Raw genomic sequence first — 9236 nt, forward strand, 5'->3', positions numbered from 1 at the left:
CTAACGGCTTAAAAGTTAGGCGGTTCAATGATTGCAGAATTGCGCAATCGGCTAACCCTATTTTTTATAAGGAGGAAATTCTATGACGAATATATACAGATATAACTGTATCGAAGAAAAACTACCTTGCAATATAAACGAGATTTCTTGCATAGAGAAACAGCACTCTGTACCCGGAAATATTATTTTAAAAACTAATTATGGTTCTTTGGGATCCACAACACTTGATTTTACAAATATAACATCTCTAACCTTAAACCAACGAATTGCAAAAACTAAAATTGACACAACTAACATGAGAAATTCAAAACTACTTATTGACTTTACTGGAATACTAAATTTAACAGCAACTTTAATTGGTATATATACATTTAACTTTGCATTAACTATGACTTGTAAAAACAATAAAGTTAAGCAAACCCTAACTACCTTTGCTTTTAAATTCTCAAATAAGCTTATTTCATCTGTTGATAGCCGTACTTTAAAATTTGCATATTCTCCTGATAATGATTTATGTGAAGATTGCTGTTGTTATGCTCTTGAATTAACTAGTATCCAAACCAGTAACAACCCGGTTTTCACCTTCAGCATCAATAGTGGCGTTATTTCTATACTGGCAATAGATTCTAGGAAAAGTAGCTCCCTTTCTAATATGAATAACAAAGACTCTGGGAATACTCTATTAAGTACAAAATCTAATATTTCATACTCAAGCACTATTAATTTTGCAGCTCCTGACTTTCTTAATACCCTAAATCAGCCTATTGCCCATATATATATGGATACAACATTTATGAAAAAGCCTAAACTACTCTTAGACTTTACAGGGATCTTAGATATAGTTCCGCTAAATAGCCTTGTGGTAGCTACACTTTACTTCACCTTATTTAAGCTTCGCAAAGGTAGCAAAGTTCGTACACCACTTACAACCTTTGCTTTTAGCACTATTAATTTTACTTCACTCGCAAATAACCAAACTTTAAAGTTTGAATATTCTCCTTGTGATGAGTGCTCTGATGAATGCTGCAAGTATACTCTTGAACTAACTAGTGTTTATAACGATGCCGTAGGAACTATAGTTCTCTCAATCAGTAATGGCACTTTCTCTGCGTTAGCCTTTTATTCTTGCTTAGATAATTACAACAAATTATCTGGAAATAGTATATTTAGCAGTAATTCTGGTTCCTTTTTTATTGGATATACTGCACTAACAGCTGGACAGACAGAAATTTTAGCTCTTCCTATAATCAGTACCACAATTGATATAAGTCATTTAAATGCTCCAAATCTTCTTGTAGATTTTGCTGGAATTTTACACATCGATTCAGATCCATTCATTACATTGATTTTAAATTTCACTCTATACAGATCCTCGAGTAACGATAATATTTTACAACCAGTAGCTAACTTTGTTTATAATTCCATACAAACAACAGTCATAAATGAAAGTAATACCTTAAAATTCGAATATTATCCTACTGATGACACATGTGACGATTTATGCACATATATTCTTGAGTTAACTAGTATAACAACACCTGCTAATATAGCTATATATGATATCACCATAAGTAGCGCAACACTTTCTATAATAGCCGTGGAACCTTAAAACTAACAATGACTACTTTATTAACAGTAGTCTAATAGTAAAACCCTCACCTAAAATTAGTGGAGGGTTTTACTATTATATTTATTTTTTACTTTTCAAATAATTCTGCTGTGGAAGATAGTTATACAGAATAATTAATCTACCAATACATTAAATTTTAATGTATTACCATACTTAATAATAAAACCATAACTAACCCTACCACAGATATTATAGTTTCGAGTACTGACCATGATTTTAACGTCTCTGGTATTGATAAATTAAAATATTCTTTAAACATCCAAAAACCAGGATCATTAACATGTGAAAATATTAGGCTTCCGGCTCCAGTTGCAAGTACCATAAGTTCAGGGCTAGCACCTGTTGCTACAATTAATGGTCCTACAATTCCTGCTGCAGTAAGGCCTGCTACAGTTGCAGATCCTAATGATATTCTAAGTATTGCTGCAATTGACCATGCAAGTACTAGTGGTGAAATGGCTGATCCTTTCATAATTTGAGCAACATAATCTGCAACTCCACTATCTACTAAGACCTGTTTAAATGCTCCACCGCCACCTATTATTAATAGAATCATAGATATTGCAGCTATTGATTCAGTTACAGTTTTCATAACTTCAGGCATCTTTTTACCCTGATTTAGGCCAAATGTAAATATAGCTAAGAGTACAGCTATAAGTAATGCTATTACTGGATCGCCTAAAAAGTTAGTGTAGTTTAAAATAGGTGAAGTTTTTGGTAAATTAATAGTAGCAATAGCTCTTGCTGCCATAAATATTACTGGCACTAAGGCTGTAAATACACTTATTCCAAAACTAGGCATTTCTTTCTCTGTAAATACTTTTGGATTATATAAACCTTTTGGTATATCATGTTCCATATGCTTTAAAAATTTTGTAAGTACAGGACCTGCAAGAATTACTGCTGGAATGGCACACACAATTCCATAAATTAAAGTCTTACCTAAATCTGCTTTATAAATTGCAGCTATAGCTGTTGGACCCGGATGTGGTGGTAAAAAACCGTGGGTTACAGATAATGCTGCTGCCATTGGAACTCCTATATATAAAAGTGGAATATCAGCAGCTGCTGCTATTGAAAACACAAGTGGAAGTAAAAGTACAAACCCTATTTCATAAAATAAAGCAATACCGACAATGAACCCCGTTAATATAACTGCTAATTGTATATGCTTTTTCCCAAACTTATCAATTAGTGTAAGAGCTATTCTTTGAGCTCCACCACTATCAGCCATAAGCTTACCAAGCATGGCTCCAAAACCAAGTACTAGTGCTAGCGAACCGAGTGTTCCACCAACTCCCTTTGTAATTGAAAGAACAACACTTGGAAGTGGCATACCTTCCATAATACCTACGGATAATGCAACAAGAATTAATGACAAAAACCCATTTAATTTAAAAACTATCATAAGAACTAATAGTAACGCAACTCCAAGAACAACAATTAATAATGGCATAGTAAAATCCCCCTTTCATTTCTGTAGTAAACCAAACCTATAAACTTATTTTTCAACTTGTCTCTATCTTTCAATCGTTTTCTTTTTTCCAATAAACGCCATTAGTTGCTCGTAACTTGGATACCCTTCCATATCCCCCTTTACAAGGACTGCCATAGCTCCAACTCCATTTGCGTATTCTCCACATTCTTTGAGATCTAATTTCTTTAACATTCCAGAAAGGAACCCAGCAGCAAAACCATCTCCTGCTCCAACTGTGTCTTGGGGATTTTCCAGTTTATATGCATTTACATATAAACCTCTATCTTTATCTGCTATGTAGCAACCTTCTTCTCCAAGTTTAACCGCTACAACGCTACACCCCATCTTTATAAAGCTGTCGGCAATATCAGTAGGCTTTGTAAATCCAAGGAGCATTTCACCCTCATCTATACCTGGAAAAATCATATCTGATTTTTTAGCAATTTCGAGTAGAACTGGTATTGCCTCTTTTTTTGTCCATAATTTCAATCTAATATTAGGGTCAAAAGAAACTAATACATTATTTGCTTTTGCAACTTCTATTGCCTTGAATAATGTTTTTCTACAGCTTTCAGAAAGTGCAGGTGTAATTCCAGAAATGTGAAGTATCTTTGCATCTTTAATATAAGCCTCATCTAATTCCTCTGCTTTCAAATTACTAGCTGCTGAACCTTTCCTATAGTAATAAACATTAGGATTAGAATGCATAAATCTTTCTTTAAATAATATACCTGTATTTTTACCAGGTTCAAAAATCACTCTGGATACATCTACACCTTCGCCTTGAATTGTGGACTGTATATACCTTCCAAATTCGTCATCTCCAAGTTTCGAGAACCAACCAACTTTATGTCCTAATTTTGCAAGTGCGATTGCAACATTTGATTCCGCACCTGCAATTGATTTATTAAAGTTTTGAACGTATCTTAATGGGCCTGAAGAATCCGGGCCAAATAAAACCATAGACTCTCCAAAAGTAACTACTTCCATAATACAGCCTCCTATATATATTCATAATATAAAGTATGAATATAAATCTATTCCATATATCCACCCTTCATTGCTGCTACTGCACATTTGGTATATATACCTAGTATTCCTTTTGTATATTTCCTTGCTGGCCTTACCCAACTTTTTTTCCTTATTTCTAAAATTTCTTGAATTTCGCTTTTAGTTTTTTCTTGTCCTTTCACTCCTATAATGCTAAGCATGCGGGCAACAATATCAATCCTTATAAGATCGTCTTCCTCTACTAGTGCTATAGGTCCGCCTTCACTTGCCTCAGGTGAAACATGACCAATAGCTGGTCCCCTAGTTGCTCCTGAAAATCTACCATCAGTAATTAAAGCTATAGATTCAACTAACTCAGGATCAGATGCAATGGCTTCTGTTGTATAAAACATTTCTGGCATTCCAGATCCCCTTGGGCCTTCATACCTTATAAAAACTGCATCTCCAGGCTTAATCTCTTTTGTTAATACCGCCTTTATAGCATCTTCCTCACAATTAAATACTCTAGCTTTTAAAGTGACTTTCATTAGCTTTTTAGATATAGCTGAATGTTTTACTACAGCGCCACCTGGTGCTAAATTTCCTTTGAGTATTGCAATTGCTCCCTGAGCTTGTATTGGATTTTCTTTAGTTTTTATAATATCTTCTTTGCTTACGCCTATTGCTCCTAGGTACTTATTACAATTCTCATAATAACCATTTTTCTTTAGGTCATCTAAATTCTCACCTAAGGTCTTTCCTGTTACAGTAATCACATCTAAATGTAAAAACTTCTTTATTTCTTCCATTATTGCTGGAACGCCACCTGCATACCAAAAATATGATCCAGGATAAAATCCACTTGGTCTTATATTTAATATAAATGGAATTTTTTTATGGATTTCATCAAATAATTCAGGATTTATTTCAATTCCAAGTTCGTGTGCTATAGCTGGAATATGGATTAAAGCATTGCTTGAACCGGCTATTGCAGCATGCACCATAATAGCATTTTCAAAAGCTTTTTTAGTCATTATATCAGATGGTTTAATATTCATATCTATTAGCTTAAGAACATGCTCTCCTGCAAGCTTTGCATTAATTTTTAATTGCTCTAATGTAACTGGCACTAATGCAGTTCCAGGCATTGCTATTCCTAATGCTTCTGACATTACTTGCATTGTTGATGCCGTTCCCATAAATGAGCAAGCCCCACAACTCGGACACGCATTATGTTTATAATATGTAAATTTTTCTTCTGTTATTTCTCCTCTTTCATATTGCGCACTATATGTTCCTATTTGTTCTAAAGTAAGCATATCAGGACCAGCATTCATAATTCCACCTGGTACTAAAATGGCTGGCATATCCAGTCTTGCGATAGCCATAAGATGTGCTGGCACTGCCTTATCACAACTTGTAATAAATACACCTGCATCAAAAGGTGTTGCTTGTACATGTATCTCTATCATGTCTGTCATAATTTCTCTAGAAGGAAGTGAATAATTTATTCCATCATGTCCTTGTGATTCTCCATCACATATATCTGTTACAAAATATTTAGCTGGTTTTCCACCTTTGTTAGAAATTCCACTACAAGCTTCCTCGACTAATATATCTAAATGCGCACTTCCTGGATGACTTTGACCGTAACTACTTTCTACAATAATTTGTGGTTTAGAAAGTTCATCCACAGACCAACCTGAACCTAATCTTAACGAATCTATTTCTGGTGCTATTTCTCTTAATTTTTGACTCTTTAACATTTATACTCACCCCATATTTTATTTTATAGTTGTATGACATTAATTTTCATTTGTAACCCTTTAACTACTATATAAAAGTTTATTTAACTGTTTTATCAATTAATATGCTTGTAGTTGTCCTACAACTTATATGTACATATTAATCAGTAAACGGTTTTATGTCAATGCTTTTTTATATTAAATAATTGCATTTATATATTTACCTGTTTATTAAACATAAAAATGCCCTATATAACAGACAATTTTTTATCGTCTGTTATATAGGGCAACTGTTATATTAACAATTATTTTATTAATATCTATTTATTCACGTCTCTAATTGTTCGTTCTATATGTCTTTTGGCAAATAACTTTGCAAGCTGCGAATCTCTATTTTTTATAGCCTCTAATATGAGCTTATGTTCGCTAAGCCCTCCAGAAGGTCCTAAATTATTGTACAACAACTTTTGATGGGCCCTTAGAAGATTCTTTAATATTCCGTTTACTTTTATAATCAAAGGGCTATTACTTCCTTCAACAATTTTCATATGAAAGTTTAAATCTTCTTCAGTAAATCTATCAAAATCATCTTGATATTTAATCATATTGTTATAACATTCCTCAATTTCATTTATTAAATTATCGCTACATCTCTCAGCGCAAAGCCCTGATGCTTCTGACTCTATGATTAATCTAAACTCCAATATATCATTATAGTTATCTTGGCCTAGGGTAATCATAGGTATTAGACTATTCAAATAAACAGATGGCTTTAAATCATTGACAAAAGTACCTCCACCTTGCCTTTTACTAACAATATTAACCGCAGACATTTTTTCTATAGCTTCTCTAACAGAAACCCGACTTACTTGTAACTCCTGCGCAAGTTTAAGCTCTGACATAATTTTCATTCCTGGTTTATATTCACCTCTAATAATTTTTTCTTGTATTACATTAAAAACTTTATCACTAGTTCTTGTATCCTTCATCTCATAATTCTCCTATATACACTTAATTTTAATTTGTTTATATCACTATCTAATATATTCATTACTTAATTTTATCTTACATTAATAGTATTATATCATGTGTTATCTATATAAATACTAAACAAATAATAATAAATCTAGGAGATTTAGACTTGTTTTAATACACTACCAATTTTTATATACAAGCTTAGAATCTTTTAATTTAATTTTTATCTTAAGTTTTTTAATTACCCTACGCACTCGTGGACGGTTGTAACGTTGTATTGTAATCGGATATATATTAAAAAATATATTGAAAAATGTTAACCATAATATATTCTTATATGAATACGTCATACAAACATATACAGAAATAATAAAAATTATAATAGCTATAATAGTGTGTCCAAATTCAGAGGTTCTTGTTCTATACTCATAATATTCTAATGAATTCAGTGATTGCCTAATAGGGTTTTCTTTTTTTCTACTTCTCTCCCAACCGCTTACTACTAATAATTTTCTAAAAAAATGAACACCAATGTACTTGTATATTCTTCCTTCCCTTTCAATAGGAAAGCTATTAAAATAAGATGACTTCAGTTCTGGTTTTAATAACGTCTCTACTATGGACATCCAAATCATTAATAAAAAATTAAGTAGAATACTATATACTAATGACTTCATACTAATAGATGGGACTAGAATAAGCAAAACTACACTACACGTTGTTATCAATACAATAATCCATTTTATAAATGTATTTTTATTTACTTTGATCATATTATATTAGACACCTTTCTTTATATTTCTTCTCTTTTATTAATACTTTCCTCTTTAAGTGATGCCAAAATATCCTGAGGTTCAATTTTTGTTATCTCCCAATAATAAATACTACATACATCCATGATTTGATTTATTATGTCAACATATTCACTTTTCTGTGCACCATAGTCTAACATAAGTATTCCCTCTCGCCCTCCACTGCAAGCAATTTCTATCTCAACCTTATTATTATCAATAAATTTTATAAAGATCACTGACATAATATATGATGAAATTCTTTTATAATAACGTTCTCTCATAAGCACTACTATATTTCCATCACTGTTCATATATGGTTTATCTCTATAAAAATCATCTTGATGATTATATAAAATGTTACTTATTTTTCTGATGTTTTTACCTTCTACAACTAAATTAGCTATCTTCATATTTTCCTCCATATAATCTATATTCTTTTACCATTGTAGCATTATTTTACTAATCATTATCTACCCATAATATTCTACCAAAATATTTCTTTCTAATAACTTTTATAAGATATAAATTATAAAACCACATAAAAATAACCATCTAAATTTAATAGCATGGTTATTTTTGTGATTTAATTTTCAAATTTTTCTAGTAACTTAAAATTCTAATACTCTGAAATATTCAAATTATATTTTTTAGCCAATCGAAGAAGTTCTTTTTCATCTGGACTATTTTTCGTTAGAATTAAAGACATAACTTTAGAATTATCTACCTTTTTTAATAAATCTTTTCTTAATTTTTCATAATTCATATTTTTCACCCTCCTACTTATTCTTTTCCATAGTTTTCATCTTCTATAGTATTAATAAAACCTCGAGTAAAATAAACATTTTTATTCTTGTGTCACTTATATTCTTGTGTCACTTACTTGTGTCACTTATATACATTCTATATTAACTTACATATTTCCTCTATTTAATAGCTGTAAACTAACTAATGAAATGTTTTTAGTTAAAAAACAATAAAAAAATATCGAATAAACAGTTATATTAAACTGTCTATTCGATATTAATAATATTATAAATATGTTACCTCTAATGGATTTCTGTCCACTAACTTCTTATAAGTATACTTAGGATATCCAACCATAACAGCAGCTGTTATGGTTTTTCCTTCTGGTATATTAAATAATTTAAGCATTGGTGAACCCTTCATACCTGCACAATATTCAAAATAACCAGCCCAACAAGTTCCAATACCTAGTGAAGGAGCAAATAATTCTAGGTAAGTCAAAGAAGAAATAGAGTTAGCCCTGCCGTTTGAAAAACCTTTATCAGCCATAGTCATAATTAAATTTGGTGCACCACGCAAAATTCCATCAACTCCGTCTTCCCTGTACAATCTGATTAATCCTTTTAATCCCTCTTTTAGTGGAGATTTCTCAATCATTCGGATAGTAAGTAGAACAGCTTTTTCTACTAATTTTCTGTCCTCAATAACAAGAAAAGATATACCTTGACTATTACTTCCAGTAGGAGCCAACCTTGCAATATCAACCAATTTAGTTAATTTTTCTCTTGATACAGATTCATCTTTATAACTTCTTATAGAACGACGTGACCTTAAAAAATGCTCAGCCTGCTCTGCATTTAATTTAGGAAAATCTTTTGCAT

Annotated in this window: 9 protein-coding genes; 1 reads left to right on the plus strand and 8 read right to left on the minus strand. The window is 31.6% G+C overall.

Going from position 1 to position 9236, the window contains the following annotated elements:
* Positions 1–82: 82 nt before the first annotated feature.
* A complete protein-coding gene (locus Q0649_RS09800; RefSeq protein WP_298840900.1) occupies positions 83–1609 on the plus strand; it encodes a DUF4489 domain-containing protein in 1527 nt (508 codons plus the stop codon).
* Positions 1610–1766: 157 nt separating this feature from the next.
* Here Q0649_RS09800 and gntT read toward each other — a convergent pair whose 3' ends face one another.
* The 8 genes from gntT to Q0649_RS09840 all read right to left on the minus strand — a co-directional run.
* Positions 1767–3086 (minus strand): gluconate transporter, encoded by a 1320-nt coding sequence (gene gntT, locus Q0649_RS09805; protein WP_298840902.1) that lies wholly within the window; start codon positions 3084–3086, stop codon positions 1767–1769.
* A 63-nt stretch (positions 3087–3149) separates the two neighbouring features.
* Positions 3150–4097 (minus strand): sugar kinase, encoded by a 948-nt coding sequence (locus Q0649_RS09810; RefSeq protein ID WP_298840904.1) that lies wholly within the window; start codon positions 4095–4097, stop codon positions 3150–3152.
* A 47-nt stretch (positions 4098–4144) separates the two neighbouring features.
* Positions 4145–5863: a dihydroxy-acid dehydratase gene (ilvD, locus tag Q0649_RS09815; protein WP_298840907.1), complete on the minus strand. Its 1719-nt coding sequence runs from the start codon at positions 5861–5863 to the stop codon at positions 4145–4147.
* 299 nt (positions 5864–6162) lie between these two features.
* On the minus strand, positions 6163–6831 hold the full coding sequence (locus Q0649_RS09820) for a FadR/GntR family transcriptional regulator (protein ID WP_298840910.1): 669 nt from the start codon (positions 6829–6831) through the stop codon (positions 6163–6165).
* 165 nt (positions 6832–6996) lie between these two features.
* A complete protein-coding gene (locus tag Q0649_RS09825) occupies positions 6997–7590 on the minus strand; it encodes a hypothetical protein (protein ID WP_298840913.1) in 594 nt (197 codons plus the stop codon).
* A 20-nt stretch (positions 7591–7610) separates the two neighbouring features.
* Positions 7611–8021, minus strand: coding sequence for a hypothetical protein (locus Q0649_RS09830; protein ID WP_298840916.1), 411 nt, complete (start codon positions 8019–8021; stop codon positions 7611–7613).
* A gap of 206 nt (positions 8022–8227) precedes the next feature.
* The gene (locus Q0649_RS09835) at positions 8228–8374 is read right to left on the minus strand and encodes a hypothetical protein (protein WP_298840919.1); all 147 of its coding nucleotides are present in this window, start codon (positions 8372–8374) and stop codon (positions 8228–8230) included.
* 266 nt (positions 8375–8640) lie between these two features.
* A partial coding sequence (locus tag Q0649_RS09840) for a nitroreductase family protein (RefSeq protein ID WP_298840922.1) occupies positions 8641–9236 on the minus strand: 596 nt, incomplete at its 5' end.

The sequence above is a fragment of the uncultured Clostridium sp. genome (genome assembly GCF_937920395.1).
GTDB lineage: Bacteria > Bacillota > Clostridia > Clostridiales > Clostridiaceae > Clostridium_AD.

Bases quoted from the DNA above. Each gene is read 5' to 3' on its own strand.
- Q0649_RS09830 (WP_298840916.1), bottom strand. From the start codon at position 8,021: ATGAAGATAGCTAATTTAGTTGTAGAAGGTAAAAACATCAGAAAAATA.
- Q0649_RS09825 (WP_298840913.1), bottom strand. From the start codon at position 7,590: ATGATCAAAGTAAATAAAAATACATTTATAAAATGGATTATTGTATTG.
- Q0649_RS09835 (WP_298840919.1), bottom strand. From the start codon at position 8,374: ATGAATTATGAAAAATTAAGAAAAGATTTATTAAAAAAGGTAGATAAT.
- Q0649_RS09810 (WP_298840904.1), bottom strand. From the start codon at position 4,097: ATGGAAGTAGTTACTTTTGGAGAGTCTATGGTTTTATTTGGCCCGGAT.
- Q0649_RS09800 (WP_298840900.1), top strand. From the start codon at position 83: ATGACGAATATATACAGATATAACTGTATCGAAGAAAAACTACCTTGC.
- gntT (WP_298840902.1), bottom strand. From the start codon at position 3,086: ATGCCATTATTAATTGTTGTTCTTGGAGTTGCGTTACTATTAGTTCTT.
- Q0649_RS09820 (WP_298840910.1), bottom strand. From the start codon at position 6,831: ATGAAGGATACAAGAACTAGTGATAAAGTTTTTAATGTAATACAAGAA.
- ilvD (WP_298840907.1), bottom strand. From the start codon at position 5,863: ATGTTAAAGAGTCAAAAATTAAGAGAAATAGCACCAGAAATAGATTCG.